Origin of the sequence: Sphingomonas sp. OK281 (assembly GCF_900115295.1) — a bacterium.
Classification (GTDB): domain Bacteria; phylum Pseudomonadota; class Alphaproteobacteria; order Sphingomonadales; family Sphingomonadaceae; genus Sphingomonas.
Window position 1 is genome coordinate 351,477 of record NZ_FOVZ01000003.1, and the last position, 26,278, is coordinate 377,754.

The 26,278-nt window shown below is 66.6% G+C and carries 25 protein-coding genes; 16 read left to right on the plus strand and 9 right to left on the minus strand.

Features of this window, described 5'->3' with window-relative positions:
• Nucleotides 1–11 precede the first annotated feature (11 nt).
• The 3 genes from BM244_RS13170 to BM244_RS23795 are packed head-to-tail and all read right to left on the minus strand — an operon-like array spanning nucleotide 12 to nucleotide 3,960.
• The gene (locus tag BM244_RS13170; protein ID WP_254784434.1) at nucleotides 12–1,547 is read right to left on the minus strand and encodes a sensor histidine kinase; all 1,536 of its coding nucleotides are present in this window, start codon (nucleotides 1,545–1,547) and stop codon (nucleotides 12–14) included.
• Between the two features lie 41 nt (nucleotides 1,548–1,588).
• Nucleotides 1,589–2,299: a response regulator transcription factor gene (locus BM244_RS13175; protein ID WP_254784435.1), complete on the minus strand. Its 711-nt coding sequence runs from the start codon at nucleotides 2,297–2,299 to the stop codon at nucleotides 1,589–1,591.
• 11 nt (nucleotides 2,300–2,310) lie between these two features.
• Nucleotides 2,311–3,960 carry a DUF4153 domain-containing protein gene (locus BM244_RS23795; RefSeq protein ID WP_139226935.1) on the minus strand — a complete coding sequence of 550 codons (1,650 nt, stop codon included), beginning with the start codon at nucleotides 3,958–3,960 and terminating at the stop codon, nucleotides 2,311–2,313.
• Nucleotides 3,961–4,263: 303 nt separating this feature from the next.
• On the opposite strand from BM244_RS23795, the gene BM244_RS13185 reads away from it, so the two are divergent.
• From BM244_RS13185 to BM244_RS13215, 7 genes are all read left to right on the plus strand, one after another.
• A complete protein-coding gene (locus BM244_RS13185; protein WP_093399373.1) occupies nucleotides 4,264–4,884 on the plus strand; it encodes an OB-fold-containig protein in 621 nt (206 codons plus the stop codon).
• Between the two features lie 26 nt (nucleotides 4,885–4,910).
• A complete protein-coding gene (locus BM244_RS13190; protein ID WP_254784436.1) occupies nucleotides 4,911–6,659 on the plus strand; it encodes a flotillin family protein in 1,749 nt (582 codons plus the stop codon).
• Nucleotides 6,660–6,663: 4 nt separating this feature from the next.
• Nucleotides 6,664–7,359: a phytanoyl-CoA dioxygenase family protein gene (locus BM244_RS13195; RefSeq protein WP_093399374.1), complete on the plus strand. Its 696-nt coding sequence runs from the start codon at nucleotides 6,664–6,666 to the stop codon at nucleotides 7,357–7,359.
• Nucleotides 7,360–7,463: 104 nt separating this feature from the next.
• On the plus strand, nucleotides 7,464–8,195 hold the full coding sequence (locus BM244_RS13200) for a 2OG-Fe(II) oxygenase (RefSeq protein WP_093399375.1): 732 nt from the start codon (nucleotides 7,464–7,466) through the stop codon (nucleotides 8,193–8,195).
• Nucleotides 8,196–8,347: 152 nt separating this feature from the next.
• Entirely contained in the window at nucleotides 8,348–8,710 is a 363-nt protein-coding gene (locus tag BM244_RS13205) for a hypothetical protein (protein ID WP_093399376.1), read from the plus strand.
• 87 nt (nucleotides 8,711–8,797) lie between these two features.
• Nucleotides 8,798–9,202, plus strand: coding sequence for a hypothetical protein (locus tag BM244_RS13210; RefSeq protein ID WP_093399377.1), 405 nt, complete (start codon nucleotides 8,798–8,800; stop codon nucleotides 9,200–9,202).
• A gap of 151 nt (nucleotides 9,203–9,353) precedes the next feature.
• Nucleotides 9,354–9,719 (plus strand): DUF4440 domain-containing protein, encoded by a 366-nt coding sequence (locus BM244_RS13215; protein ID WP_093399378.1) that lies wholly within the window; start codon nucleotides 9,354–9,356, stop codon nucleotides 9,717–9,719.
• A 155-nt stretch (nucleotides 9,720–9,874) separates the two neighbouring features.
• On the opposite strand, the gene BM244_RS13220 is transcribed toward BM244_RS13215, so the two are convergent.
• The gene (locus tag BM244_RS13220) at nucleotides 9,875–12,349 is read right to left on the minus strand and encodes a TonB-dependent receptor plug domain-containing protein (protein ID WP_093399379.1); all 2,475 of its coding nucleotides are present in this window, start codon (nucleotides 12,347–12,349) and stop codon (nucleotides 9,875–9,877) included.
• A gap of 179 nt (nucleotides 12,350–12,528) precedes the next feature.
• The gene (locus BM244_RS13225) at nucleotides 12,529–13,443 is read right to left on the minus strand and encodes a polysaccharide deacetylase family protein (RefSeq protein ID WP_093399380.1); all 915 of its coding nucleotides are present in this window, start codon (nucleotides 13,441–13,443) and stop codon (nucleotides 12,529–12,531) included.
• Between the two features lie 95 nt (nucleotides 13,444–13,538).
• Between BM244_RS13225 and BM244_RS13230 the strand changes: the two genes are divergently transcribed.
• The 3 genes from BM244_RS13230 to BM244_RS13240 all read left to right on the plus strand — a co-directional run bounded on the left by BM244_RS13230 (nucleotide 13,539) and on the right by BM244_RS13240 (nucleotide 15,636).
• Nucleotides 13,539–14,555 (plus strand): hypothetical protein, encoded by a 1,017-nt coding sequence (locus tag BM244_RS13230; protein ID WP_139226936.1) that lies wholly within the window; start codon nucleotides 13,539–13,541, stop codon nucleotides 14,553–14,555.
• A gap of 135 nt (nucleotides 14,556–14,690) precedes the next feature.
• Nucleotides 14,691–14,984, plus strand: a complete 294-nt coding sequence (locus tag BM244_RS13235; protein WP_093399382.1) for a hypothetical protein — start codon at nucleotides 14,691–14,693, stop codon at nucleotides 14,982–14,984.
• 100 nt (nucleotides 14,985–15,084) lie between these two features.
• Complete coding sequence (locus BM244_RS13240) at nucleotides 15,085–15,636, plus strand: glycine zipper 2TM domain-containing protein (protein WP_093399383.1); 552 nt, start codon at nucleotides 15,085–15,087, stop codon at nucleotides 15,634–15,636.
• 141 nt (nucleotides 15,637–15,777) lie between these two features.
• On the opposite strand, the gene BM244_RS13245 is transcribed toward BM244_RS13240, so the two are convergent.
• Nucleotides 15,778–17,907: a prolyl oligopeptidase family serine peptidase gene (locus tag BM244_RS13245; RefSeq protein WP_093399384.1), complete on the minus strand. Its 2,130-nt coding sequence runs from the start codon at nucleotides 17,905–17,907 to the stop codon at nucleotides 15,778–15,780.
• A gap of 58 nt (nucleotides 17,908–17,965) precedes the next feature.
• Between BM244_RS13245 and BM244_RS13250 the strand changes: the two genes are divergently transcribed.
• The gene (locus BM244_RS13250; RefSeq protein WP_093399385.1) at nucleotides 17,966–19,381 is read left to right on the plus strand and encodes an MFS transporter; all 1,416 of its coding nucleotides are present in this window, start codon (nucleotides 17,966–17,968) and stop codon (nucleotides 19,379–19,381) included.
• 355 nt (nucleotides 19,382–19,736) lie between these two features.
• Here BM244_RS13250 and BM244_RS13255 read toward each other — a convergent pair whose 3' ends face one another.
• Nucleotides 19,737–21,476 (minus strand): DUF885 domain-containing protein, encoded by a 1,740-nt coding sequence (locus tag BM244_RS13255; RefSeq protein ID WP_093399386.1) that lies wholly within the window; start codon nucleotides 21,474–21,476, stop codon nucleotides 19,737–19,739.
• A gap of 125 nt (nucleotides 21,477–21,601) precedes the next feature.
• Here BM244_RS13255 and BM244_RS13260 point away from each other — a divergent pair, with 125 nt between their 5' ends.
• Nucleotides 21,602–22,426: an alpha/beta fold hydrolase gene (locus tag BM244_RS13260; RefSeq protein ID WP_056051031.1), complete on the plus strand. Its 825-nt coding sequence runs from the start codon at nucleotides 21,602–21,604 to the stop codon at nucleotides 22,424–22,426.
• 165 nt (nucleotides 22,427–22,591) lie between these two features.
• Here the strand turns inward: BM244_RS13260 and BM244_RS13265 are convergent, their stop codons facing one another.
• Nucleotides 22,592–22,918 carry an FtsB family cell division protein gene (locus BM244_RS13265; protein WP_055878455.1) on the minus strand — a complete coding sequence of 109 codons (327 nt, stop codon included), beginning with the start codon at nucleotides 22,916–22,918 and terminating at the stop codon, nucleotides 22,592–22,594.
• 195 nt (nucleotides 22,919–23,113) lie between these two features.
• Entirely contained in the window at nucleotides 23,114–24,394 is a 1,281-nt protein-coding gene (eno, locus tag BM244_RS13270) for a phosphopyruvate hydratase (protein WP_093399387.1), read from the minus strand.
• A 175-nt stretch (nucleotides 24,395–24,569) separates the two neighbouring features.
• On the opposite strand from eno, the gene BM244_RS13275 reads away from it, so the two are divergent.
• From BM244_RS13275 to BM244_RS13290, 4 genes are all read left to right on the plus strand, one after another.
• On the plus strand, nucleotides 24,570–25,058 hold the full coding sequence (locus tag BM244_RS13275; RefSeq protein ID WP_056062308.1) for a hypothetical protein: 489 nt from the start codon (nucleotides 24,570–24,572) through the stop codon (nucleotides 25,056–25,058).
• A 4-nt stretch (nucleotides 25,059–25,062) separates the two neighbouring features.
• On the plus strand, nucleotides 25,063–25,416 hold the full coding sequence (locus BM244_RS13280) for a phage holin family protein (RefSeq protein ID WP_243644047.1): 354 nt from the start codon (nucleotides 25,063–25,065) through the stop codon (nucleotides 25,414–25,416).
• Nucleotides 25,413–25,685, plus strand: a complete 273-nt coding sequence (locus tag BM244_RS13285) for a hypothetical protein (protein ID WP_056062302.1) — start codon at nucleotides 25,413–25,415, stop codon at nucleotides 25,683–25,685. Before BM244_RS13280 ends, BM244_RS13285 begins: the two co-directional genes overlap by 4 nt.
• A 69-nt stretch (nucleotides 25,686–25,754) precedes the next feature.
• Nucleotides 25,755–26,234 carry a PLP-dependent aminotransferase family protein gene (locus tag BM244_RS13290; RefSeq protein WP_056486302.1) on the plus strand — a complete coding sequence of 160 codons (480 nt, stop codon included), beginning with the start codon at nucleotides 25,755–25,757 and terminating at the stop codon, nucleotides 26,232–26,234.
• The last annotated feature ends 44 nt before the right edge of the window (nucleotides 26,235–26,278 follow it).

The following is a 26,278-nucleotide window of genomic DNA, read 5'->3' on the forward strand; positions in this document are numbered from 1 at the left end:
CGTTCCATGCATCAGTATGGTCGCGGGACGTGGATCGCGAAGGTCGTCATATCGCTATCGAGTATCGCGATGCTCCCGCGCTGCGCTTCGATCAGGGAGCGGGAAATTGCCAGGCCGAGGCCAGTCCCGCCCTGGTCTCGCTTGGTTGTGAAGAAAGGTTCGAACAGGCGCTCCCGATCGGCACGCGGAACACCGGCGCCGTCATCGGCCAATAGAAGTTCGAAGTGGTCTGCCGTGACCGACATCGTGATCGCGACAGATTGTGCGCCGGATTGCCTGCTGTTCTCCAGCAACGTGGCGAGGACGGCTTCCAACGTTGCCGCGGGTAAGTTTACGCAAGGGATTTCGGTCAGGCAGGCGACGTCGATCATGAAATCGGCCGTTCGCCACGAATCCGCAACGCGCACGATCACCTGTGCGGCATCGGTCATGTCCTCACCGGGCTCGACCATGTCGGCGCGGGCCAGGTCGAGCAGCCGCGTGACCAACAGCGCGAGCCGGCGCGCATCCGCATCGGCATTGGCGAGGAAGCGACGTCGATCCTCCGCCGCCATGTCGGGATGGTCCTGGAGCAGTTCGACGGCGCCGCGGATGCCGGCGAGCGGAGTCTTGAACTCGTGACTGACGGCGTGGGCGAAGTCGCGCAGATAGCGTGATCGGCGCTCGATCGCCGCGGCCATGACCGCGAAATCGGCATAGAGCCCCTGGATCTCGATCGCGGCGGTCGGTGGCGGATCGGGGACGTGGCCGCGGCCGCTCGCGACCGCGCGCGTCGCTGCGCCGAGCTGTTCGATCGGGCGCGTGACGCCGCGCGAGATGACACCGCTCAACACCACGAGCAACCCGAAGATCGCGGCGATGCCCAGTGCGATCTTGCCCCGGTCTTCGTACAATCCCCTGAACAGCGCGCGCGCGGAGCGGGACAACAGGAGCACGCCGACCACGCGGTCGCCGACGATGATCGGGCACGCGTAATGGACGCGTATCGCCGCGGCTCGGGACAGCCATTCGAAGCGGTAGGTTGCGCGGTAGGCGCCGTTGCGGCGAAGCACGGTCGACGCGCGCCCGGTGAGCGCGGCCGCCACTTCGGGCAACGCGGCGTAGCTCCCCGTGGTGGCGTCGCCGGCGACGATACTGCCGTTGCGGTCGAGCAGGATGATCGAGGCCAGCGTCGTGGACCGCGTCGCGTCCATGATCGGCGAGAGGCGCACGGCGGCGGCGACCGCATCGGGCGACCGCCGCGCGTCGGTTGCGACCGGTGGCCTTTCCGCCCTGATCGGAGTCGTGCTGAGATCGATCCCGGAACTGGGCATTTGCGCGCCATAGGGGTCGCCGTCCGCCCCGACATCGCTGCGCACCGACCGCCCGGGCGGTGCGGCGGGCCAGAGCGCCGTGGCCGTCGCGGACAGCGCCGCGCCCTGAGCCACCAGTTCCGCCTCGGTCTGGCGGACGAGCGTGTTCTCGTAGACGCGCAGGAATACCGCGCCGAAGCCGGGCAGCGCGGCGACCAGGAACAAGGTCGCGAACAGGATCGTCCGCAAGCGCATCCGGGGCCAATGGCGTTTGGCCCAATCCTTGACCCTGCCGATCACGAACCCGTGCACGATCCGAGGCGATAGCCGATGCCGGCACGCGTCTCGATCAGGTCGTCGGCGCCGGCCTTCGCGAACTTGCCGCGCAGGTTGCGGATGTGGCTGTCGATCGTCCGGTCGGTGACCGCGAAACCGGGGCCGTGCAGCCGGTCGATGATCGCGTCGCGGCTGAACACGCGTCCCGGCATCGATGCGAGCAGCCGGAGGATCTGGAACTCGGTCACCGTGAGCGCCACCTCGACCTCGTTCCACAGCGCGCGCCATCCTTCCAGGTCGAGCCGCAACCGCCCATGCGACAGGTCGCGGCCGTCCTCGACGCTGGGTGCGCGCGCGGCGGTGCGGCGCAGGATCGCCATCACGCGCGCCACCACTTCGCGCGGCGAGAAGGGCTTCACGACGTAATCGTCGGCGCCGAGCTCGATGCCGAGCACCCGGTCGATCTCGTCGTCGCGGCTCGACAAGAACAGGATCGGTATGTCGCCGCTGCCGTCGCCGGCACTGCGAAGACGCCGACAGACCTCCAGCCCGTCCATGCGCGGCATGTTGATGTCGAGCACGACCAGATCGGGCGCGTGCGTGCCGACGAGCGCGAGCGCAGCCTCGCCATCTGCCGCCTCGATCGCACCGAGCCCGGCCTTGTCGAACGCGAACACGAGCAATTGGCGGATATGGGGATCGTCGTCGACGACCAGGATGGTGCGGGGCATGGGGCACAGGATCATCGTTGCGGGCCCGGCGTCAACGGCTTTGGTGCGGACGGCGCCGGCGCTGGCTGAACCGGCGTCGCCGGCCCAGGCGTCGGCTCAGGCGGCGGCAACGCCGGGGTAGAGGGCGCTGGCGCAAGCGGCACCGGGGTGGTCACCAATGGCGGCGGCGGCTGGACCCCGCCGTCGCAGTCACGCCCATACGGTGCCGGGCGCACATCCGGTGACTTGGTACCGACCATCGCGCGGACGACCGCGAGCCGCCTCGCGTTGCGCGGCGTCCAGCGGCGCCAGTCGGCCTGATCGCCGGCCGTTCTGTATTGCGTCTGCCACCGCAGATACGCCAGCCGGTCGTGCAGTCCGGGTTCGCGCGCATGCCGTTCGAGCACTGTCAGGGAGACCAGCGACGACGTCCCGAGCCGCGCCATGTAGCACAGGTCGAGCGGCGCCCCTGCCCTACCGCGCGCCATTGTCGTCCGCACGTTCCATGCCGCCGCCGTAGCGGCCAGATCGACGACGCCCGCCGTCGCCAACACGGTCATCGCCGCCACCGCGTTGGCGTTGATCAACCACCCTGCCGACTTGCCCGCGAGCAGCCGCCAGCCGATCAAGGCCAGACCGCTCGCCACCAGCGCCATCCAGCCAAGCGCGGACAATCGCAGCACCGTCATTCCGTAGGCGTCGACGTAATCGAGCGTCCGCAGCGCGCTCGACGCGACCAGCAGCAGGTTCTGCACCATCCACACCGTCACCAGTCTCCGCACCAGCGGGCTGGCCGCCGCGGCACTGCCGGGCCTCAGCGCCACCAGCACGAACACGCCGGCAAGCAGCGCGGTGACGATCAGCGAATAGGCGCCGCGGTGCGCATAGTCCGCCATCGTCACGCCCGCGGGCAGGCCCGCGCCGCTCCACAGGAAGACGAGGTCGAGTATGGTCTCGATCGCGAAGATCGCATTGAAGGTCACGAGCGACAGCGTCAGCGTCGCCACGCCCGGCCCGAACGCCTTGGTCGTCGAGTGCTCCCCGATACGCGACCACCGCGTCGTATGCAGACTTGGCCTGAAGCTCACCCAGGTTGCGATCAGGACGGCAAGGCCGAACAGCATGCGCCAAGCGATCGTCCAGGGATCCGGCAACACGATCCCCGCAAAGGCCTGCCCGATCAGCGGGTTCGCGTTCGCGAACAGCGCGAGGAACACCGCACCGCCGGCCAGCGGGAGCGCGACGAGCCTCGCGACCGCGCGTATACCGCCGGGACGCGCCCCTCGCCGCTGCCGGATCGTCGACAGCCGCGCGATATCCTTCACCGGCGCGACGACCGCCGATATCGCGTGCCAGCCGAGCCTGCGCGACCACGCCAGCGCGTCGTCGAACCCGTGACGCGGCAGCAATGCGGCGAGCGATAGCGCGGTCCAGAACAGAACCCAGGCTAGAAAGCTCGGATCGTCGACCAGCACCAGTGCCATGCCGGCAGCCGCTATAGTGGCCATCCGCGCCGCACGATCGTGCCGGATGGCGCGCCGCGTCAGGTACAGGGTCGCGATCCAGGCACCGGCAAACCCGCCCACGACTGCGCCGTTACCGTCGTCGATCAGTATCTCCGCCAGGACGATCAGTGCCGCCACGGCGCCCATCTTGGCCGCCAGCCTTCCGTTACGATTCATCTTCGCGCTCCCGGTGGTCGAGAGTCCTCTATGGCGTGGCCCCGTGAGGGCCTGATCGTGACGTCGATGGTCTCTGCGTCCGGTTCGGGTGCAGATCCTGTGCAGCTGTTGAATCCAAACCCGGCCGATCTCGCTCTACCCTGCGTTGCGATTGCCTCGGCACCGGGCTAGCCTCGCTTCGGGGGGTATCGCGTGCATGGAAAGCAGAGACCGGATCGGACGACTTTCCGTAACGAAACCTTACCGTCTGTCCGCTATCCGTGCGCCGATGCAGAACCACAGCCCCCGCCAAGGCAACGGCACATGTTCGCCATCTTCCTGACGCCGGCCTACGCGCCCTTCGCGATCGCGTTCGTGGTGATGATCGGGATCGGCCTGATCGAGGCGATCGGCCTCGGGCTCGGCCATCTCGACCTCCACGCCGACCTACACGCCGAAGCCGATGGCGGCGGCGTGCTCGACTGGCTCGGGCTCGGGCACGAACTGCCGATCCTGATCTGGCTGACCTCTTTGCTGGGCTGCTTCACGCTGGCCGGGATCGCCATCCAGCAGGGCGCGACCGCGCTGGCCGGCGGCCCGCTGCACTGGGGTCTGGCGTCGGGTGGTGCGTTCGTGGCCGGCGCATTGCTCAACACGCTCGCCGCCAACGGCCTCGCCCGGATCATGCCCGGCTTCGAGACCAGCGTGATCTCGACCGACGACTTCCTGCGCCGCCGCGGCACGATCCTCGAAGGCACCGCGCGTCGAGGTAGCCCGGCTCGTGCGAAGATCGTCGACCAGCACGGCCAAGCGCATTTCATCATGGTCGAGCCGCATGACGACGGCGACGCGATCGCCACCGGCGAGACCGCGCTGATCGTCCGCCGCGACGGCAAACTCTTCTACGCGCTGCCCGACGCCAACGCGCTCCTGCAGTCGATCTGACCACAATCATAACCGGGGAGGGTCTCGTGCCCGCACAGCTTCTGAACGTCCTGATCTACGCCGGCATCGTGCTGCTCGCCCTGGTGGTGATCGGCATCATCCTGACCCGGCTCTATCGCCGCGCGACCAAGGACGTCGCGCTGATCCGCACCGGCTTCGGCGGCGAGAAGGTCGTCCTCAACGGCGGCATCATGGTCATCCCGGTGCTGCACGAACTGATGCAGGTCCGCCTGACCACCGTGAAACTGGAGGTATCGCGGCTCAACAAGGACGCGCTGATCACGCTCGACAAGCTGCGCGTCGACGTCGTCGGCCTGTTCCATATCAAGGTGAAGCCCGACGCGGAGTCGATCGCCGCCGCCGCGCAGACGCTCGGCGATTCGGTCAACAGCCCCGATGCGGTGAAGTCGCTGCTCGACGGCAAGCTCGTCTCCGCGCTGCGCTCGGTCGCCGCGACGATGACGATGGAGCACCTCCACGCCAACCGCGCCGACTTCATCCAGAAGGTGCAGGAGGCGCTGATGACCGATCTGGACATGAACGGCTTCCAGCTCGAGTCTGTCAGCATCACCCATTTCGACCAGACCGCGTTCGAGCATTTCAACGAGAACAACGCGTTCGATGCCGAGGGGCTGACCGTGCTCACGCGGACGATCGAGGAGCGCAAGAAGATCCGCAACGACATCGTCGCCACCAACCGCGTCGAGATCGAGCAGCGTAACCTGGACGCCAACAACCAGTCGCTCGAGATCGCCCAGGCCGCCGAACAGGCGCGCCTGACGCAGGAGCAGACGCTGTCCGCCCGCCGCGCCGAACAGGCGACCGCGATCGCCACCGCCGAGGCCGAGCAGACCCGTCTGGCCGAGATCGCCCGCATTACCGCCAGTCAGGCGCAGACCGTCGCGCAGACCGAGGCCGACAAAGTGATCCAGACCGCGACGATCGCGCGCGACGGCGCGATCCAGACCGCGACGATCGAGCGCGACCGCACCATCGAGATCGCGCGCATCACGACTGCTGTGCAGACCGCGCAGAAGTCCGAGGAGGAATCGACCGCCACGGCTGCCGCCAACGAGGCGCGCGCGCTCGCCGTCCGCGCCGAGGAAAGCGTTGCGACTGCCAAAGCGACCGAGATCGCCAACCGCAACAAGAACGTCGCGGTGATCGCCGCCACCCAGCGCGCGCAGGAAGAGGCGGTCGGCATCACCGTCGCCGCCACCGCCGAGAAGGAAGCTGCCGAGGCTCGCGCGAGCGCCCTGCGCACCGAGGCAACCGCCGAAGCCGATGCGGAGAAGGCCCGCGCGGAAGGGCGCGAGGCGGCGTTCAAGGTCGACGCGGCAGGTCAGGCCTCGCTAAACGAGGCGACCAACCTGCTGAGCGACGCGCAGACCGCGCTGCTGATCCGCCGAGCGATGCTTGAAGCGCTCCCCGCGATCATCGCCGCGGCGAGCAAGCCCATGGAGAACATCGACAAGATCAGCATCCTCGATGCGCGAGGACTGCACGGTGACGGCGGTAGCGACGGCGCGACCGGCGGCGGCCAGGGCAATCTCGCCGACGCCGCGGTCGCCGCGGCGATGCGCTACCGGGTCGGCGGCCCGCTGATCGACGGCCTGATGGCCGAGCTCGGCATGACCGGCAGTTCGTTGAACGGCATGCTCGCAGGCAGCGGCGCGGACGTCGGCACACCGCGAGTCTCGTCCACCGATACCCACTCGAAGCCCGCCGCAAAGCCCGCTGCGCTCAACGGCGGATCGGGCAACACGCCGACCTGATCGAATGCACAAGACCGCGGCTTCCTGCGAGCTCGAGCTGCGGTTCGACGAAGACGGCGCGCAGGCCTTTGCAGCAGCCTTGGATCCCCGCGCGTGTCTTGCGATCGAGCACGCGATCGCGGACCTGCCGCGCGACCTACCCGGCGTCAGGATCGGCGCGGCCCCTGCCCTGCGCGCGATGCTCGCCGCGGACGGTCCCGTCGGTAGCATCGCCGCGATTGCACTAGGCCTAGGCGTACGCCCGGTCCGCGCGGTGCTGTTCGACAAGACGCCCGCGCGGAACTGGGCGCTCGGCTGGCATCAGGATCGCACGATCGTCGTCGAGGCGCGCGCGGATGTCGACGGGTTCGGCCCGTGGACGGTCAAGTCCGGACTCGTCCAGGTCGAACCCCCGTTCGCTTTGCTGGAACGGATGGTTACGATCCGGGTCCACCTCGACCCGGTCGACGCGACGAATGCCCCGCTGCGGATCGTGCCCGGATCCCATCGACTGGGTCGCGTGCCGGAAGCGAGCATCGGGGCCATCGTCGAAGAGCGCGGCGAGCGGCTGTGCCTCGCGGACCGCGGCGACGTCTGGCTCTATGCGACGCCGATCGTGCACGGATCGCACGCCGCCGACCCACCACGCCGTCGACGCGTGCTGCAGGTCGATTACGCGGCCGACGCCTTGCCGCCTCCGTTGCGCTGGCGCGGCTTGTGACGACGCTACCCGCCTGTCCCAAGGCCGCTGTTCGTCGGTAACATCCAGCGGAAATATTCCGCGTTCATCGCGTCGCGACATTCACGGTCGCACGAGGTTCACGAATGCCGTCAGGCGCGTTTCTGCTCAATCCCGGTCTCGACGTGGAGTATCTGCGCACGACATACCGACGTACGCGGCGCGTCCGGATCGCAGGATTCTTGGCGGGCGATGGACCGGAGCGCCTGCTCGCCGACCTGATGGCCCGGACGGACTGGCGGCAGGTGCTCAATAGCAACGACAAGTCCTTCGAACTCGATCGTGCGACGCGCGATGCCATGAGCGTCGCGCAGCGGGATGCGCTCGACGTCGCGGTCCACCGGGGCGCGGTCGACGGTTTTCAGTATCGGTACGAAACGGTGCGCGTGCCGGATGGCCTGCGCGCGCGCGACGAAAGCCCCGACTTGCCCACGCAGTTCGCATCCTGGCTTTCCAGCCCGACGCCGATGGCGGTGCTGCGAACGATCACCGGCGCGGACGATACGCGGTTCGTCGATGCGCAGGCGACCGCCTACGCGCCCGGAGACTTCCTGACCGCGCATGACGATGCGGTCGCAGGCAAGGATCGACGCGCCGCCTACGTGTTCGGTCTCAATCCGCGATGGCGCGCCGAATGGGGCGGCGTGTTGCTGTTCCACGGGCCCGAGGGCGCAGTCGAAGGGCTCGTCCCGGATTTCAACACGCTCGACCTGCTCGCCGTGCCTCAGCCGCACAGCGTGTCCTATGTGGCGCCGTCGGCACCGGCCAAACGGTATTCGATCACCGGATGGTTGCGCGCGCAGGACCAGCCCGACTGACGGCGTAGGTGGCGGCGCAGGTGAAGGCGGGACCGCAGCCCCCTCGATCGGCAAAGACCATTGAGTTCAGGGCAAAATATAGCGCGTTTCGGCGCAATTCGGACGCCGCTTTGATCTGGATCAGCGCGGCATCACTCTGCTAGCAACGTGTCATGACCGCCGCCACGTCTCGCGCCGCCCGACCGAACCTGCCCACCCTGGCCGGTGCAGTTGCGGTGATCACGGTCGTCTCGCTCAGCATCCACGTCGTCATGCTGCAGGTGCTGTGGGTGCCCTATCCATACCCCAACGGCATCGGCAGCCTCGGCCTGCTCTTTCCGCTCGCCCAGTCGATCGGCCTCGTCGCGCTGGCGGCATCTGCATCGGCATCGGCTTGGCTCGATCGGTTTTCGGTCGTCGCGCGCGGCGCGATCGTCGGGCTGCTGTTCGCGACGATGAACGGCATCGTCCGCAACGCACTCATGGCGGGCTTCACGACGACCGACTTCGGCGGAGGCGTTGCCGGCTTCATTTAGGGCGCGCTGCTCGACCTGATCCTGGGCATACTAGCTGTCGGCGCAGTCTCGATCGTCCGCAACACCGCGCTCCGCATCGTCGTCGCGGTGGCCCTGACGGCGGCCAGCATCTTCGTCCTCAACCCCTTGCTGGCGTCGCTGCTCGCGCCGATCACCGCGTGGTCGGACCAGCATACGCGGCCGGACGTCTACCTCGTCCCCTACCGCGCCAACATATTGGTGCCGAGCTACCTGCTCTTCGCCGAAACGGTCATCGCCTGCCTCGTCGCGCGTTTCCTCGTGACCTTCCGGATCGTATCCTGGGACCGCACCGGGCTGATCCGGTACGTCGCACTGATCCTGTTCGTCCGCGGCACCATCGCCATCACCTTCGGGTGGGGACCGATCATCGGGATGCTCAGCGTCAGCCAGTTCTTCTTCCAGGACCTCGCGATGGCGGTGCTGATCCATCTCGCCTGGATGCGGTTCGGCGGACGTCGCGCGGCACTCTGACGCCCGGCAATCGCCATCAATCCGTCCGGAGCCTGACCGAAGCGCGCAGGCAACCTATGATGCTCCAGCCGTGAAAAGACCGCGGCTCAGTCGATCCAAAGGAACGATTTGCCCCCTCTCCGCGCTCGACAACGAGACAAGGAGACGGAAATTGGACGACAATCGCGTATGGGGCTTCGAGGAAAGCCTGTGGACCGGCGACGCCGAGCATTACCGCGCGCTCATCGACGACGAATGCGTGATGGTCCTGCCGGAGCATCCGTTCGTACTGACCGGCGCACAAGCGATCGAGGCGGTTGCGGATACGCCCCGGTGGTCGACCGTGACGTTCAGCGAACAGCAGATCATGCGGCCGCAGGAGGGCCTGATCGCGATCGCCTACAAGGCCGAGGCCAATCGGGACGGCGCAACCGGCTACACGGCCTATTGCACGACGACGATGCGCCGGCTGGAACACGAGGAATGGCGTGTCGTCCAGCACCAGCAGACGCCCGCTCTGGTCGCCAGCGCAGGATAAGCACACCGGGAGGACGTCGCCGTCCTCCCGCTGGAAGATATCGGTGCGACCGCAATTGCGCGACTACCGTACGAATACGTGATCGGCTGGCTCCCCTATCGAGAGCCAGCCGATCGGTGCGTCTGGCTGCTCTGCCGAACGCGGTGGAGACCAACTTACCAGTTCAGGCCGGCGCGAACGTATAGGTAGCGACCGTTGAACCCGTATGGCGAGTAGGACGGGAAGCCCAGGACGCCGGTGCTGTTGTTCGCCGCGATCGTCCGGTCCGGATAGACGTCGAACACGTTGCTGACACCGAGGCCGAGCTGTGCGCCCTTGGTCGCGGTATAGCGGAGCTCGAGATCGGTGATCGCATGCTTGCCGGTATGGACGTCGGCGGCGACCAGCGTACCGGCCTGGTTGACGTCGCCATAATAGGTCACGCGGGCGAGCGCCCCCAGTCGGTCAAGCGACCAGTCGATCGTCCCCGTCACCTTCGTGCCCGGTGTCCCGTCCTCGAGCGTCAGGATGCGGCTGCGCGCGAACAGCGTCGGCGCCGGGTTGAGCGTCGAGGTCGTCGCCGGTACGCGCGTGACCTTCGCGTCGTTGATATTGCCCGCGATCGTGAAGTCGAACGTCCCGGCGCTGTCGGCGGCCAACCGATAATGCGCGACCGCGTCGATGCCCTTGGTGGTCGACGCGAGCCCATTGAGGAAGAAGCGCGCCGCCGACACGTTGAACGGCGCGAGCAGGGCGGCAACGGTCGGGCTGAACGTCGCGGCGATGTTCTCCGACAGGCCGATCTGGTCGCGGATATGGATGCGATAGGCGTCGATGGTCAGGTCGAAGCCACCCGCGCGGATCACCGTACCGACCGACAGGTTGGTCGACTTCTCGGGCTCGAGCGGCAAGCCGCCGAGCGCGGTTGCGACCGGGCTGACCGAAGGGAAGGTGCCGGTCAGGATCGGCACGCCGTTGGTGACGACCGACGCGGTCTGGGTGAAAAATTGCTGTTGCAGCGACGGGGCGCGGAATCCGGTCGAGGCCGTGGCGCGCAGGGCGAACCAGCGCGTGAAATCGTAGCGGAGCGATGCCTTGCCGGTCGCGGTGCTGCCGAAATCGGAATAATCCTCGGCGCGGCCGGCGAGCCCGACGAGCAGCTTGTCGGTGACCTGCGCCTCCAGATCGAGGTAGATGCTGCCGTTGCGGCGGCTCTGTTCGGTGGCGTTGGCCGGCGAAAATCCGCCGAATCCCTGTGCGCCCGGCGCCGCAGTGACGCCGGCCGGGATACCCGTCACCGTGCCTGCCGCCGGATAGCCGTACGACGCCAGTTCGCCGGCGACGATCTTGTAGCCTTCGCGCCGCCCCTCGACGCCGAACGCGACGTTCAGCGACTGGAAGACGTCGAACTTTCGCGAAACGTCGAGGCCGACGACATACTGGTCGTAGATCGTCGATCCATCGTCGAAGTCATGCGGTGTCGCGGTGCCGAACGCGTAGTTCGCCGAATTCAGCGTGCGATAGTCGATCTGGTTGCGACCATAGCTCACCGACAGGTCGACGTTGAAGCCCGCAAGGTCGCCGCGCAGGCCGATCGCCGAATTGATGTCCTTCGACTTGGTGTTGATGATCGGCAGGAAGCCGGTCTTGTAGCCGGCCCGATCGAGCAACGCCAACGCCGCCGGCGTCGCGGTGGTGGCGGCAACGCGGGGGAAGGCGGCGCTGCGGCTGTCGCGGTCCTGATAGCCGCCGAACGCGTAGAGACTGATCGTGTCCGTGAGCGACGTTCCGGCGTTGACGAACCCGGTATATTGCTCGACCGCCGGATCGCCGTAGCGTCCGGTGACGCGCCTGGGCGAAACGCGCGTGTCGATATCGGCGCGGTTGGTCGGCTGGCGCTTGGTATATTCGCCCGACACGGTGACGAAGCCGTCGTTGCCGAAGCCGATGCCCTGCCACGCCGACGCCGTGACGGCGTGTTCGCCGTTGACGTGGCGGCTGTTGTTCGCGGTGTCGACGTCGGTGTTGTAGAGGCCGTACGTCACCTGCGCGCCGCCGCCCGACCGCGCTTCACGCAACCGGAGATTGACGACGCCCGCGATCGCATCGGAGCCGTATTGCGCCGAGGCACCGTCGCGCAGCACCTCGATCCGGTCGAGCGCCACGGTCGGGATCGTGTTCAGATCGACCGCCGCCGAGCCGCGGCCGACGCTGCCGTTGGTGTTGACCAGCGACGAGGTATGGCCGCGGATGCCGTTGATCAGCACCAGCGTCTGGTCGGGCGACAGGCCACGCAGCGTCGCGGGGCGGATCGCGTCGGTCCCGTCGGTTGCCGAGGGACGCGGGAAATCGATCGACGGCGCGATCGCCGACAGCGCAGTGGCCAACTCGGTAGTGCCCTGGCGTTGCAGGCTGGCGCCGCTCAGCACGTCGACCGGCGACGCGCTGTCGAGGCGCGACCGCCCGGCCGTGCGGGTTCCGGTGACGATGATGTCGTCCTGCTCGTCCGCCAGCGGCGCGGCCGCCGGTCCTGCGACGGGATCCGGCGCGGCAGCCACCGGTGCCGGCGTCTCCTGCGCGTAAGCCACATGCGCATGGGCAAGCGTGAGCGTCGAAACGGCAAGAGCCAAGGCGGTGCGATACGTCGTCATGTCACGGGTCCCTGTAGCAGCATCGCTCTGCGGCGATCATGGGACCGGATTCGCCTCGAACGCGCGCGCGTTCAACGAAAAAAAACTACGTCCAGATGCGTGTCCGACGACATTCCCCAGGTCGGGCGCAGCGCTCGATCAAGAGCTAGCGCGATCATTGGACCCTCGCGACGATGCGCTCAGGCCGGCGGGCGCCGTCCATGCTCGACATGCCGTGCAATCGCCCCGGCCGTGGTCCACCAGATGCGCGGATCGGCGGCTTCCCTCAATCGCGTCAGCACCCGATCGAGATGAAGCGCGCGGTGTGCCTGCCCCATGATATAGGGGTGCAGCGCGATACCCAGCACCAGCGGGCGTCGATCGCTTTCGCCGAGCAACTGCTCGACGGCGTCCTCGATCATGCCGGCAAAGCCCGCCGCTTCCTGGTGTCGCGTGATGATCGAGGGAATGTCGTTGATCTCCTGCGAATACGGGATCGAGAATATCCCCTTGCCGCTGCGCGTCTTGAGCCGTGTCGGCTGGTCGTCATGCGCCCAGTCGAGCACATAGCCGAACCCAGCCTCCTCGAGCAGATCGGGGGTGTGCCGGCTCTCTGAAATCCACGGGCCGAGCCAGCCGCGTGGCCGCACGCCGATCGCGTCGAAATCGCCGAGCGTCCGCGCGATCAGCGCCCGCTCCTCGTCCTCGCTCATGTCCCCCTGCGCCTGCGCATTGGTCCGGCCGTGCGCCGCGATCTCGTCGCCCCGGTCGCGGCATGCCTCGGCGAGCCCCGGACATTGCGCGATCACGGCACTGTTCATCAGCGCCGTCGTCGGCAGTTCGAGCCGGTCGAACATCTCCATGAATCGCCACGCGCCGACGCGGTTGCCGTAATCGCGCCACGCGAAATTCATGACGTCGGGCTCGGTCTTGGACGGCGCCAGCGTCGCACCCAATCCGTCGCCGAACGAGAACACCTCGTGATTGACGCCGAGATAGACCGCCAGACGTCGCCCGTCCGGCCAGCTATAGTCGGGACGCCCGACGATCGGTCGATAGTCATAGCGACCGTGGTGCGCCACTTCGGTCGTCGTATCGAACACGTCAGCTGCCATCGGACCTTCTCGAAATTTTCTACCGCAGCCGCCGAGAACGTGCCGGCAGGTTGAGCGTCGCCGCCATCTCCCCCATAGATCGGCAGGGGGTAGCGATGAAAAGAATTTTGAGCGGTTTGACGATCGGCATCCTGTTGGCCGGATGCGGCGGGGGCGACGGTGGGGGCGGCAGTTCGACGGTCCCGGTCGTGAGCGGACCAAGCCCCACGCCATCCCCCGCACCGACGCCGACGCCGGCACCGACGCCCGCCCCTACCCCGCCACCCGTCGCCGGATCGCAGCCCACGCTCCTGAGCTTGACGGCCGACACCGGTCTGGAAGGGTTCGCTGGCAGCAACGGCTATTATCGCGCGCCGAACGGCCAGGTTACCTATGCGCAGGACCTGTCGGTCGCTGCCACCACGCCGGTTCGGTATAACGCCGCGACGCGGAGCTTCACGTTCACGACGTTCGACTATCTGGTGCCGAACGACAAGGTCACCGGTCCGTTCTCGCTGACCCGCGACGCTTCGGCCTCCACGTCGTCCTTCTCGGACTATACCGCGCAGTCCAACGGCATCAGCTATCGCCTGACTCAGTTGACGCCCGGCTCGTCCAACACGGTCTTACCCCTATATTATTCCAGCATAGCGATAGCCCGCGCCAGTTATTATGATGCTGCCGCGGGCGTCACCAAGTTCGGGCTGACGCCGATGGCGTTCGGTATCCTGTTCAAGTGGGATACGACCAAACTCACTGGCGCCGCCAAGTATTCGGGTATCGTGCTCGGCCATGCGCGCGGCGAGGGAAGCCGCGTGTACGAGGTCAGCGGCACGGTGACGATCGCGCTGAACTACGACACCACCGCATTCACCGGCATTTTGAAACTCGTCGGCAAGGACGACCAGACCGGCGAGATCGTCGATCTGGGAACACGGGCGTTGTCGCAGGGCCGACCACGCGGCGTACTCGATTACTTTTACGCGAACACCGACAATGACGGCCAGCTCCAGGCGCGACTCGCCGGATCGCTCGGCGAGGAATTCATGGGTGGTTTCGACGCGAAAATACCCGATCCGCGTACGCCGGGCGCGGTGCTCAAGGTCGTGCTGGCCCTGGCTGCCAGCAAATAGTCGCCGGAGGGTACCGCTAAACAGGCGGACGCGAGACGCGAACCTGTACCGCAGCCGACAACCCCGTTCAGGAACGATGTCGTTCGATGGCCGTATCAACGGCGCATCCGATTGTCGGGTTCGAGAGGACATCTCATGAAGTTTACGCATCTCATCGCTGCCGGGTTGGCCTTTGCAACGCTTGGTCTGGGTGCCGCCGCGCCTGCCGAGGCGCAGCGCGATCGCGGTCATAGCGAGCAGTATCGCGACAACGACCATCGGGGGGACCATCGTGGCGACCGCCGCGATTTCCGCGGGAACGACCACCGCGGCGACCGCCACGACGACCGACGCTATCGCGGTCGCGGCAATGATCGTCGCAACTGGAGCAACAACCGCCGCTGCCGCACCGAATGGCGCCACCACCGCCGCGTGCAGATCTGCCGCTGATCTTACGGCCTGTCGCGCGATTAGCGCGTAGGCATAAGGTGGACGGTGGTATCATGCCGCCGTCCACTCCTGTGTGCGACCCTTTGCAAGGATTTGAACCATGAAGCGTTTCTTCGGTACGGCTGCGGTGATTGCGGCGACGTGCCTGTCCGTTGCCACGCCGGCGCTCGCGCAGTCGCAGGCCGACGACGCGCGGTTCGCCGCGGCGCAGGCCCGCCTCGACAGCGAGCTGCAGATCTTCCGCACGGAATTCGATCGCTACCAGTCGGTGCGCGGCAATCGTGGCGGCTACGCGCCACAGGGTGGCTATCGCACCGCGCCGGATCGCAGCGGCGGCTATCAGGAAGCCTATCCGGACGAGCGCGACGAGGGCAATTACGACCCCTCGCGCTATTATCGCGCGGGTCCGAACTATCAGGAGCGCACGCTGTCGACCAACGACCGCGTCTATGCCGGGCAGGACGGCAAATATTACTGCAAGCGCAGTGATGGCACGACCGGGCTGATCATCGGTGCGGCTGGCGGCGGCATCCTCGGCAACGTGATCGACGGCGGCCGCTCGCGCATCGTCGGCTCGCTGCTCGGTGCAGCAGCCGGTGGCCTAGCCGGACGTGCGATCGATCAGAACAACAGCCAGGTCCGCTGCCGCTGATCGACGGTCGATCCTCCCCCGCAAGGGGGAGGTGGCGCCGAAGGTGACGGAGGGGGAGGACACGGAACCGGAGTTTCCTCTTCCTCCCCCTCCGTCAGGCGATGCCTGCCACCCCCCCCTGCCGGGGTAGGATCACAGCTTCTACTTCACCGGACCGACCAGCTTCTGCGTGAAATACGTCATCTGCAAAGCCTGCAACCGAGCCCCCTGCTCGATATCCGCATCGCCCGAATGCCCGCCCGCGGTATCCTCGTAATAGAGATACGGCAGCCCATATTCCTTCAACCGCGCCGCGAACTTGCGCGCATGCTGCGGCCCGACGCGGTCGTCCTTGGTCGTCGTCCAGATATACGGCTCCGGATACGCGACGCCCTTCTTGATGTTCTGATACGGCGAGATCTTTTCGAGGAACGCCTTCTCCTCTGGCACCGTCACCGAGCCATATTCGTCGACCCACGACGCCCCTGCCGCGATCCCCTCGTACCGGATCATGTCGAGCAACGGCACCTGGATCGTCACAGCCTTCCAGAGATCGGGATGCTGGTTGAACTCGACCCCCATCAGCAACCCGCCATTCGACCCGCCATAGATTCCCAGCTTGGCCGGGCTCGTCAGCTTCCGCGCGAACAGGTCCTTCGCCACCGCGGCGAAATCGTCGTAGATCACCTGCCGCTTCGTCTTCCGCCCAGCGTCATGCCATTTCGGCCCGAACTCGCCGCCACCGCGGATGTTGGCGAGCACGTACGACCCGCCCCGCTCCAGCCAGAGCTTGCCGGTGCTCCCTGAATAGCTCGGCGTCATCGACACCTGGAAACCGCCATACGCCGTCATGATCGTCGGCGTCGTCCCGTCGAGCGTAATGCCCTTCTTGTGGACGACGAAATACGGCACCTTCGTCCCGTCGGTCGAGGTCGCCTCGAACTGCTCGACGACATCGTTCGACGCATCGAACTTCGCCGGCAGCGTCTTGATCGGCTTCGGCGCAGCGCCCGTCGCCGCATCCAGCGAATAGAGCGAGGTCGGCGTCAGGAACCCGGTCACCGTCAGATACGCGTCGTCGCTGCGATCGGTCGTGCTCACGACATCGATCGAGGCATTGTCCGGCAGCGCGATCGGCTTGGCGGTCCAGCCCCCCGCCCCATGCGTGTAAACCGACGCGCGACCGCGGACGTTGTCCGAGACCACCAGCAACAGCTTCGACCGGGTCAGCGCCATCCCGTCGACCGACTGGCGCGGTCCCGGTGCGAACACGATCGTAGGATTGATGGTGCCCTTCTCGACGTCGGAGAGCGGCGCAGAGGCAACCGCTCCCTCCGGGATCTTGCCCCAGGGATCGCTGGTCGAGAAGATCACCTGCCCATCGATCATCCCCGCCGGAAACGTCCGGTCGGGCAGCGCGAGCGGCCGCGTCCCTGCCGGCGTCCACACCAGCTTGTCCGCGCCGAAGAACGTCTTCCGGCGCTGGATCACCACCAGCCGGTTGCCCTTCTCGTCGGTCAGCACGTCCGCGCCGGTCGGCCCCTGGTCGGTCGCCGCACCCCGATACACCTCGGTCGCGGCGGTCAGCGGGGCCCCGCGCTTCACCTGCTTCAACACGAACGCATAGCCCGACTGCGTCGTCGTCCCCGCCCCCCAGTCGCGCGCGACCAGCAGCGTATCCTTGTCGACCCAACTCGCATCCTGCTTCGACTTGGGCAGCATGAAGCCGTTCGCGACGAACGCGCCGGTCGACAGGTCGAACTCGCGATACGTCACCGCATCCTCGCCGCCCTCCGACAGCGCGACGAGGCATAGCCGCTCCTCGGGCTGGAGGCAGGTCGAGCCTTTCCAGACCCACTGCTTGCCCTCGGCCTTGCCCAGCGCATCGAGATCGAGCGCGGTCGTCCATTTCGGCGTCGCGCTCGCGTAATCGGCAGCGCTGGTCCAGCGCCAAAGCCCGTGCGGATGCTCGGCATCGCGCCAGAAATTATAGATTCGCCCGAACATCTGGTTCGGCATCGGGATGCGATCCTTTGCCGACGCGATCGCCAGCGCCTCGGCATAGAAGGTCTTGTAGCGCGGATCGTTCTGGAGCCGCGGCAACGTCTTCGCATTCTCCGCCTCGACCCAGGCCAGCGGCTTCGCGCCATCCTTGTCCTCGAGCCAGATATACGGATCGGCGGCAGTGTTCGTTTTGGTCATCGGTGCGACTTGGGCAAGCGCGGCACCGCCCGCAAGTCCGGCGCCACCGCTCAATATCGTCGCCGCAAGCATCGAAGCCAGAACCCGCATCGTCGTATCTCCCTGATTTGCTTGGCGGGATACATGACGAGGTCTATCGCCGTCCGCAATGCAACCGGACCAGATATCGGCGGCCGACGGCCTGCCCAAGCCCCGCCGCTTCGTCGCGATCGCCGCAATCTCGGCAGGCACCGCGCTGACGATCATCGACGGCGGCATCGCCACCGTCGCCCTGCCGACGATCGCGCGCGACCTGCACGTCGGCAGCAGCGCGGTGGTGACCGTCGTCACGGTGTACCAGCTGATCCTGGCGATGGCGCTGCTTCCGTTCTCCGGGCTCGGCGACCGCATCGGCCTGAAGCGCATGTACCAATATGGCCAGCTGCTCTTCACCGTCGCGACGTTGCTGTGCTTCTTCGCCAAGAGCCTGCCGTTCCTGCTAATCGTCCGCGCCGCACAAGCCCTAGGTGCGGCGGCGGCGCTCAGCGTCTCGTCGGCACTGATCCGCTCGATCTACCCGACCAAGCAGCTCGGACGCGGGCTCGGCATCAACTCGGTCGTCGTCTCCAGTTCCGCGGCACTCGCCCCGACGATCGGCGGCCTCGTCCTCGCCATCGCCCCCTGGCCCTGGGTGTTCGCCAGCGCCGTACCATTCGCGATCGCGTCGCTCCTGCTCGGCCGCGCACTACCCGAACCACGGAAACACGACGAACCCTTCGACGTGCTCGGCGCGGTAATGTGCGCAGCGATGATCGGCCTCGTCATCGGCGGCGCGGAGAGCGCGGTCCACGGCGACAGCCCGATCGTCTCCGCCGCGATCGTCGCGACCGGCATCGTCATCGGCTGGTTCTTCGTGAAGCGCGAGCAGGGCGAGACCAAGCCGATCCTGCCGATCGACCTGCTCGCGCGGCCCGTCCTCGCGCTGTCGGCGATCGGCGCGTACACCGCGTTCATCGCGCAGATGACGCTGCTGCTCTCGACCCCGTTCCGCCTGACGCACGCCTACGGTTTCTCGGCGGCGGAGGTCGGCGCGGCGATCGCGCCATGGCCGCTGGCGAACATGTTCGTCGCACCGCTCTCCGGCTGGTTGTCCGATCGCTATCCAGCGGGGCTGCTCGGCGGCATCGGCATGGGGGTATCGATCTGCGCGCTGCTGCTGATCGCCTACATGCCCGCGGACCCCGGCTATTTCGATATCGCATGGCGAATGGCCCTTTGCGGCTCGGGCTTCGGGATGTTCATGGCCCCGAACGCGCGCCTGATCATCGGCTCCGCCCCCCGCGAACGCGCCGCAGCGGCAGGCGGCCTCGTCTCCACGGTCCGCCTGGTAGGCCAGACCACCGGCGCCACCCTGGTCGCGGCGTTGCTGGCCATGGGCGTAGGCGCCGGCATGACCCCGCCGCTCGTAGCCGCCGGTCTAGCGCTCGTAGCAGGCCTATGCAGCCTGAGCCGCCTCCGCCCCTCGATCCGCAACCCGCCGACCGAGGAAACCCAAGACGTGCAGCCGGCCTCCCAAGCAAGGTGACCTACTCCCTCTCCCCTCCAGGGAGAGGGTCGGGGTGAGGGGCAGCCCCAAACGCTGCACTGCTTGGCTCCCCCTCACCCCAGCCCTCTCCCCAGAAGGGGGAGAGGGAGCAGGAGCAGAAGAAGAAGAAGAATGTTCACCCGCGAAGGCGGGTGCCCAGTCTGGGTCCCCGCCTTCGCGGGGACACATGCTTTGGTTTGAAACGACCTAACACCGAGAGCTACCACCCCGGCGGAGGCCGGGGCCCAATTGGAAAGGTCGGCGTAACGGCGGACTGCGCTTCGTTAGCGACGCTCCCCAATTGGGCCCCGGCCTTCGCCGGGGTGGATGGGAGAACGATCGTGCTCCTCCCCAATCAAAACGCAGCCGTCGCCTTAGCCTCCCCCATCATCGCCTTCCGCACCAAAGGAATAGGCGGCCCCCCATAACTCAAGAACTGGTCATGGAACGCCTTCCAAGCCTTCCTTCCACCCCGCGTCGCAGTCCAGTCCGCCCGCAACTTCCGGATCATCAACTTACCCATAGTATAGTTCAGATACGCCGGATCATAAGTCCCCCGCGCCGCCTGCTGCTTCGCGTTCCCCTCGTCCTGGTAACATTCGTCGACGAACATCCGGAACGACTGCTCCTGCGTCATCCCCTTCGCATGCATGCGGATCGCCGAAAGATACCGGCAATCCCGCAGCAGCGCGTTCGAGATCTGCCCGACATGCGTCTCGGGATCGCCGTTGTTGAGCCCCGCCTCCCACATCATCTCCTCGGCATAATGCGCCCAGCCTTCCGCAAACGCATACCCCACGAACAACCGCCCGAAGAGCGACGGCGAGCGGTTCGCATGCAGGAACTGGACGAAATGCCCTGGCATCACCTCGTGCACCGAGGTGAACAGCAGGTCGTCCTTGCCCGGCACGAACGCGTCCTGCACCGCCTTGGTCCAGCTCGGATCGGGCGGCGAAATGTAATAGATCGACGGCACACCCTTATCGAACGGCCCCGGCGGATCGATGTACGCCGAGTTCTGCCGGTTATACGGCGGCGACTCCTCGACGAGCGCCTGCTCGGTCCCCGGGATCGTCACCAGATCGTGATCCACGACGAATTTCCGCAACGTCGGGATCTGGCGCCGCGCCTCGGCAACCGGGCCGCCGACCGGCTTGTTCGCGTTCATCTTGTCCATGCACGCCAGGATCGTCTGCCCCTTGGCGAAGACCCCGCACGCCTGCGCCAGCGCTGCCTGATTGCGCTTCAAGTCGGCGACACCCGCCGCCTCGAGCTGGTCGAGCGGCGTATCGACGCCCTCGGTCATCGCCACCATCCGCGCGAACTTGTCCGCCCCGAGCGCAAAGTCCTGCGTCGCGGTCCCGCGCTGGCCCTCGGTCCACGTCCCCAGATCGCGCATCGCCTTCGACGCCGCCTGCGCCGCATCGGTCAGCTGCTCCTGCGCCGCCGCATCCTTCACGCTCGCGAACGCCTTCACCGCGTCGCCCGCATAATAGTCGGCAAAGCCGTTGAACGCCGCCGTCCCGTAATTGACGTAGCTCAGTGGCATCGGCGTCTTGAGGTTCGCCTTGATGTTCCCCGCCGCCGCCGGGATCTTCTGCAGGAACGCGGTCAGCGCCTTCATCCGGGTCGGTGCATCGGCATAGTTGCGCGCGATATACGTGTTCGGATCGAGCCCCGCGCTCACATACCACGCCGGATTATGGTGCGGCTGGTCGGCATCCTCCAGCCAGAACAGTTTCCCCCTGGCGACCTGCACCAGATAGTCGCGCTCGAACCCCTCGGCGGGCTTCAGATCCTTGAACGCCCCCGCCTTGTCGATCGCGCCATGCAGGAAGTCCGCCTGCCGCTTCAGCCCCGCCGCACTCCAGTCGCCCAAGCCGCCGTCATATTCGTGCTTGCCCTGATAGACCGCGTTCGCCGGATCGATCTTGAACCAGCCGTCGATGAAGCCATCGCGGAACCCCGCCCAGTCGCTCGTCGCAGCGGTCGTCGGCGCGGCAGGAGCCTGCGTGTTCGCGGTCGTCTGCGCAGGGCCGCACGCGCTCAAGGCGAGGACCGCGCCAAGTGCCGTCGTCAAAAGTCCGATCCGCATCCCGTCTCCAATTCCGACTCGTCTGGCGCCATGCTGCCAGTCGAAGCTTCGGTACGCCAGCGTGCGGAACGGCGCGCGCGATGAGCCGTTGAACGTGCATCTGCCAAGACAGACCGGAGACTTGCATGCCCTACGTAAAAACCCGCGACGGTACAGATATTTACGTCAAGGACTGGGGCACGGGTCGCCCGGTGATCCTGACGCACGGCTGGCCGCTCAACGCCGACAGCTGGGACGCGCAGGCGATGGCGCTCGCGCACGCCGGCTTCCGCGCGATCGCCTATGACCGCCGCGGGTTCGGTCGCTCGGGGCAGCCCTGGACCGGCTACAACTACGACACGCTGACCGACGATCTGGCCGACGTGATGGAAGCCACCGGCGCGAACACCGACGCGACGATCGTCGGCTTCTCGATGGGTGGCGGCGAGATCGCGCGCTACATGAGCCGCTACGACGGCAAGGGCGTGGTCGCCGCGGGGCTGATCTCGTCGGTGGTGCCGTACATGCTCAAGACCGACGACAACCCCGACGGTGTCGACGAGGAAACGCTGGCCAGCATCGGCGCGAACATCGAGGATGATCGCCCGGCGTTCTTCAAGACCTTCCTCCAGCAATTCCTCGGCGTCGGGTTCATCACCTCGCCGGTCAGCGACGAGGTCGTCGACTGGGCATGGAGCTTGGCGATGCAGGCGGGCCTTCACCCGACGCTGGAGTGCGCCAAGGCGTTCGGCCACACCGACTTCCGCGGCGACCTGGCGGCCTTCCGCGTACCGACGCTAGTCGTCCACGGGACGAGCGACAAGACGGTCCCGATCGACGCCACCGGCCGCGCCGCCGCCAAGGGCATCGCGGACTCGCAGCTGGTCGAATATGACGGCGCCCCGCACGGCCTGACGATCACCGAGAGCGATCGCTTCACCAACGACCTGCTCACGTTCCTGGGTCGGTAAACATCCAACCGACCACACTTCTTGCCCCTCCCTGGAAGGGAGGGGTAGGGGGTGGGTCGGCTTCCGCATGCTCGATCGGTGGCGGCTCAAGCCGGCCAACCCACCCCCAGCCCCTCCCTTTCAGGGATGGGAGCAGAAGATCCCTTCCGCTAGGGGAGCAGAAGCTCAGTTCCCCAAGGGCACGATAACCTCGTCCGGATGCGCGACGTTCAGTTCCTTGCGGACCATCTCGTCGACCATATCCGGGTTCGCATGATCCGGGTTCAGCAACGCCACCCGGTTCTTCAGCACCTCACGCTTGCGATCGAGAGCGGCATAGTCCTGCTCGCGCTTCGCAAGCTGGCGCTTGTAGTCGCCATACGCGAACATCCCGTTCGGCCCGAGCACCGCATACGCGCCGAAGAACGCCATCAGCGTCAGCCCCAGCGCCGGCCACGCGGCCTTGCGCATCGTCTTCCGCAACTTGCTGGTCTTCGTCGTCACGCGTGCCATGTCGTCCTCCGGTACTCCAGATCGGTCCAATCCTGGACTTACCCAGTGCGTATACCCTCCATACACCCAAGCGTCATTCCCGCGAAGGCGGGAACCCATATTGGCAAACCTCGCGACCTGATCGCGACCGTTTGAGCATCTGGGTCCCCGCCTCCGCGGGGATGACGAGAGTTAGATGTCGAAAGGGCTATACCCTCACCCCCCGATCAGGATGTCGCGCCCAGCATAGCGCGCCGCATCACCCAGTTCTTCCTCGATCCGGATCAGCTGGTTGTACTTCGCCAACCGGTCCGACCGGGCAAGGCTGCCCGTCTTGATCTGACCGCAATTGGTCGCGACCGCCAGATCGGCGATCGTCGAATCCTCGGTCTCGCCCGACCGATGCGACATCACCGCCGTATACTTCGCCCGCTGCGCCATCGACACAGCCTCCAGCGTCTCGGTCAGCGTGCCAATCTGGTTGACCTTCACCAGCAGCGAGTTCGCATACCCGCCATCGATCCCACGCTTCAGACGCTTCGGGTTGGTCACGAACAGATCGTCGCCGACCAGCTGGACCTTGTCGCCGATCAGGTCGGTGAGCGTCTTCCAGCCCTCCCAATCGTCCTCGCCCATGCCGTCCTCGATCGAGAAGATCGGATAGCGGCGCGTCAGGTCCGCGAGATATTCCGCCATCTCGGCGCTCTCGAGAATCCGGCCCTCGCCCGAAATGTCGTACTTGCCGTTCTTGTAGAACTCGGTCGCCGCGCAATCGAGCGCGAGCATGACGTCCTCGCCGGGCTTGTACCCCGCCTTCTCGATGCTCGACATGATGAAGTCGAGCGCCTCGGTGGTGCTGCCGATGTTCGGTGCGAAGCCGCCCTCGTCGCCGACGCTGGTCGACAGGCCCTTCTCGCTCAGGCCCTTCTTCAGCGTGTGGAAGATCTCCGAGCCGCAACGCACCGCCTCGAGGATGTTCGACGCACCGACCGGCACGACCATGAACTCCTGGAAGTCGATCGGGTTGTCGGCATGCTCGCCGCCGTTGATGATGTTCATCATCGGCACCGGCAGCAGGTGCGCCTGCACGCCGCCGACATAGCGGTACAGCGGCAGGCCGCGCGACTCGGCCGCAGCCTTGGCGACGGCGAGGCTGACGCCGAGGATCGCGTTCGCGCCCAGCCGGCCCTTGTTCTCGGTGCCGTCGAGCTCGATCATCGCGCGATCGAGATCCGACTGGTCCTCCGCATCCATGCCGAGCACGGTATCGGTGATCTCGTCGTTGACCGCGTCTACCGCGCCGTCGACGCCTTTGCCGCCCCAGCGGGTCTTGTCGCCGTCACGACGCTCGACCGCCTCGTGCGCCCCGGTCGACGCGCCCGACGGTACGGCGGCACGGCCGAAGCTGCCGTCTTCGAGCAGCACGTCGACCTCGACGGTCGGATTGCCGCGGCTGTCGAGGATCTGGCGTGCATGAAGGTCGATGATTGCGGTCACGTAACGATGCTCCTACAAATCCCGGTGCCGGGTCGTTCGCGCCGCCTCTACCGTCTCACGCCATATCGGGCAATCGCGAGGACATCCGAGAATAGTGTCGCGCAATCGCGCGACGGTTCGGGAACCGCGCTCCAACGACGGTGTTGAGGGCGTAACAATTCTGAAAGGGACCGTCATGGCCGACTCCAGCGTAAACGACACCGTCAACGACCTGAAAACGACCGCGAACGAGGTCGGGACCGAGCTCAGCAAGACGATCGATAACGGCGATGTCTCGGCCAAGGCCGGCGATGCCAAGCAGGCGATCAAGGACGGTGCCAACAAGTACACCGCACAGGCGACCGACAAGGTCCGCACCTTCGCCGAGGACGGCAAGGCACGCGCGAGCGGAGCTCTGGAGCAGGTCGCGCAGTTGCTGACCGACGCCGCCGGCCAGGTCGACGAAAAGCTCGGCTCGCAATATGGCGGCTATGCCCGCAGCGCCGCCGACAGCGTCTCGGGCTTCGCCGATCAGGTGAAGGCGAAGGACATCGACGAGCTGTTCGATGACGCGCGCGAACTCGTGCGGAAGTCGCCGGCCATCGCGGTGGGTGCAGCAGCGGCCATCGGCTTCGTCGTCGCGCGACTGGTGCAGTCGGGCGTCGATGCCAACTCGAAGGTCTGACGTCTTGTCCGACCCACTGACGTTCGCGACCGGCGAGGACGAGAGCCTCGTGTCCATCGTCGGTCGCCTGGCGACCGAGACGAAGAGCCTCGCGACCGCGGAAGTCGCTGTCTACAAGGCGAAGTTCGGTGAGACCGCCAGCGCGTACAAGTCGGCCGCGATGTTCTTCGCGGTCGCCGGCGTGCTGGCTTTGGCCGCACTGATCGCACTGCTGGTCGGTGCGATCTTGACGGTGGCGACGCTGGTGGGGCCAGGATGGGCGACCGCCATCGTCGTGGTGGCCGTCCTCGCAGTGGCGGCGATCCTGGCGATGATCGGCAAGTCGAAGCTTCAGACGAAGAGCGAGCCCGTATCATGACATCCGCCAAAGTCGCCGCCGCAGAGATCGAATCGGCCCTCGCCCGCCAGCGCGTCATGATGACGATCGGGCAGTTGCAGGACCGGCTCAATCCGCGGAAGCTCGCGCTGAACGCCAGCCGCGACGTCGCCGATGCCGGCACCGCCGCGCTTAGCGCCAGCGTGGAGACCGTGAAGCGCAATCCGGGGCCGACCGCGGGGTTTGCCGCGGTCGCCGGACTGTTCCTCGCGCGCCACCGGATCGTCGGACTGTTCCGCCGCGGGCGCTAGGCCCGTTGAAACCTTGAAGTCCCGGCTCGCGTTGAACGACGAGCAGCTTGCCACCAGAAGGACATTTCCATGACCGACGCAAAGACCACTGCAAACGAAGCCGCCCACGAGACCGAGAGCCGTCTGCGCGAAGGCCTCGACACCGTTCGCGAGACCGCATCGAAGGTCTATCACGACGCCGGCGACAAAGCCTCCGAGGTTCTCGAAGTCTCGCGCGAGAAGACCAAGCGCGTCGTCAACAACCTCGAATCCAACCCGCTCGGCATCCTCGTCGGCGGCCTCGCTGTCGGCGCGCTCGCCGGCGCGTTGCTTCCGCGTTCGGCACGTGAGAAGGAATTGCTCGCCCCGGTCGGCAAGCGCCTCAGCGAGACGCTCGTTGCGGCAACTGCGGCAGCCAAGGACGCAGGCCGCTCGGAACTCGGCGAACTCGGCCTGACCAAGGACAATGCACGCGACCAGGCCAAGGGCTTGCTCGAGGGTATCGTCAAGGCCGTCACGACGGCCGGTACCGCAGGTGCGAAGGCGGTTTCGCAAAAGCCAACCGTCTAAGGGTTCAAACCGCGGGTCGAACACGCTAGGGAGGCGGCAACCCC

Excerpts from the sequence above, each read along its gene's own strand:
- BM244_RS13170 (WP_254784434.1), bottom strand. The coding sequence starts at position 1,547 with ATGCGCTTGCGGACGATCCTGTTCGCGACCTTGTTCCTGGTCGCCGCG.
- BM244_RS13175 (WP_254784435.1), bottom strand. The coding sequence starts at position 2,299 with ATGCCCCGCACCATCCTGGTCGTCGACGACGATCCCCATATCCGCCAA.
- BM244_RS23795 (WP_139226935.1), bottom strand. The coding sequence starts at position 3,960 with ATGAATCGTAACGGAAGGCTGGCGGCCAAGATGGGCGCCGTGGCGGCA.
- BM244_RS13185 (WP_093399373.1), top strand. The coding sequence starts at position 4,264 with ATGTTCGCCATCTTCCTGACGCCGGCCTACGCGCCCTTCGCGATCGCG.
- BM244_RS13195 (WP_093399374.1), top strand. The coding sequence starts at position 6,664 with ATGCACAAGACCGCGGCTTCCTGCGAGCTCGAGCTGCGGTTCGACGAA.
- BM244_RS13200 (WP_093399375.1), top strand. The coding sequence starts at position 7,464 with ATGCCGTCAGGCGCGTTTCTGCTCAATCCCGGTCTCGACGTGGAGTAT.
- BM244_RS13205 (WP_093399376.1), top strand. The coding sequence starts at position 8,348 with ATGACCGCCGCCACGTCTCGCGCCGCCCGACCGAACCTGCCCACCCTG.
- BM244_RS13220 (WP_093399379.1), bottom strand. The coding sequence starts at position 12,349 with ATGACGACGTATCGCACCGCCTTGGCTCTTGCCGTTTCGACGCTCACG.
- BM244_RS13225 (WP_093399380.1), bottom strand. The coding sequence starts at position 13,443 with ATGGCAGCTGACGTGTTCGATACGACGACCGAAGTGGCGCACCACGGT.
- BM244_RS13230 (WP_139226936.1), top strand. The coding sequence starts at position 13,539 with ATGAAAAGAATTTTGAGCGGTTTGACGATCGGCATCCTGTTGGCCGGA.
- BM244_RS13235 (WP_093399382.1), top strand. The coding sequence starts at position 14,691 with ATGAAGTTTACGCATCTCATCGCTGCCGGGTTGGCCTTTGCAACGCTT.
- BM244_RS13240 (WP_093399383.1), top strand. The coding sequence starts at position 15,085 with ATGAAGCGTTTCTTCGGTACGGCTGCGGTGATTGCGGCGACGTGCCTG.
- BM244_RS13245 (WP_093399384.1), bottom strand. The coding sequence starts at position 17,907 with ATGCGGGTTCTGGCTTCGATGCTTGCGGCGACGATATTGAGCGGTGGC.
- BM244_RS13250 (WP_093399385.1), top strand. The coding sequence starts at position 17,966 with ATGCAACCGGACCAGATATCGGCGGCCGACGGCCTGCCCAAGCCCCGC.
- BM244_RS13255 (WP_093399386.1), bottom strand. The coding sequence starts at position 21,476 with ATGCGGATCGGACTTTTGACGACGGCACTTGGCGCGGTCCTCGCCTTG.
- BM244_RS13260 (WP_056051031.1), top strand. The coding sequence starts at position 21,602 with ATGCCCTACGTAAAAACCCGCGACGGTACAGATATTTACGTCAAGGAC.
- BM244_RS13265 (WP_055878455.1), bottom strand. The coding sequence starts at position 22,918 with ATGGCACGCGTGACGACGAAGACCAGCAAGTTGCGGAAGACGATGCGC.
- BM244_RS13275 (WP_056062308.1), top strand. The coding sequence starts at position 24,570 with ATGGCCGACTCCAGCGTAAACGACACCGTCAACGACCTGAAAACGACC.
- BM244_RS13285 (WP_056062302.1), top strand. The coding sequence starts at position 25,413 with ATGACATCCGCCAAAGTCGCCGCCGCAGAGATCGAATCGGCCCTCGCC.
- BM244_RS13290 (WP_056486302.1), top strand. The coding sequence starts at position 25,755 with ATGACCGACGCAAAGACCACTGCAAACGAAGCCGCCCACGAGACCGAG.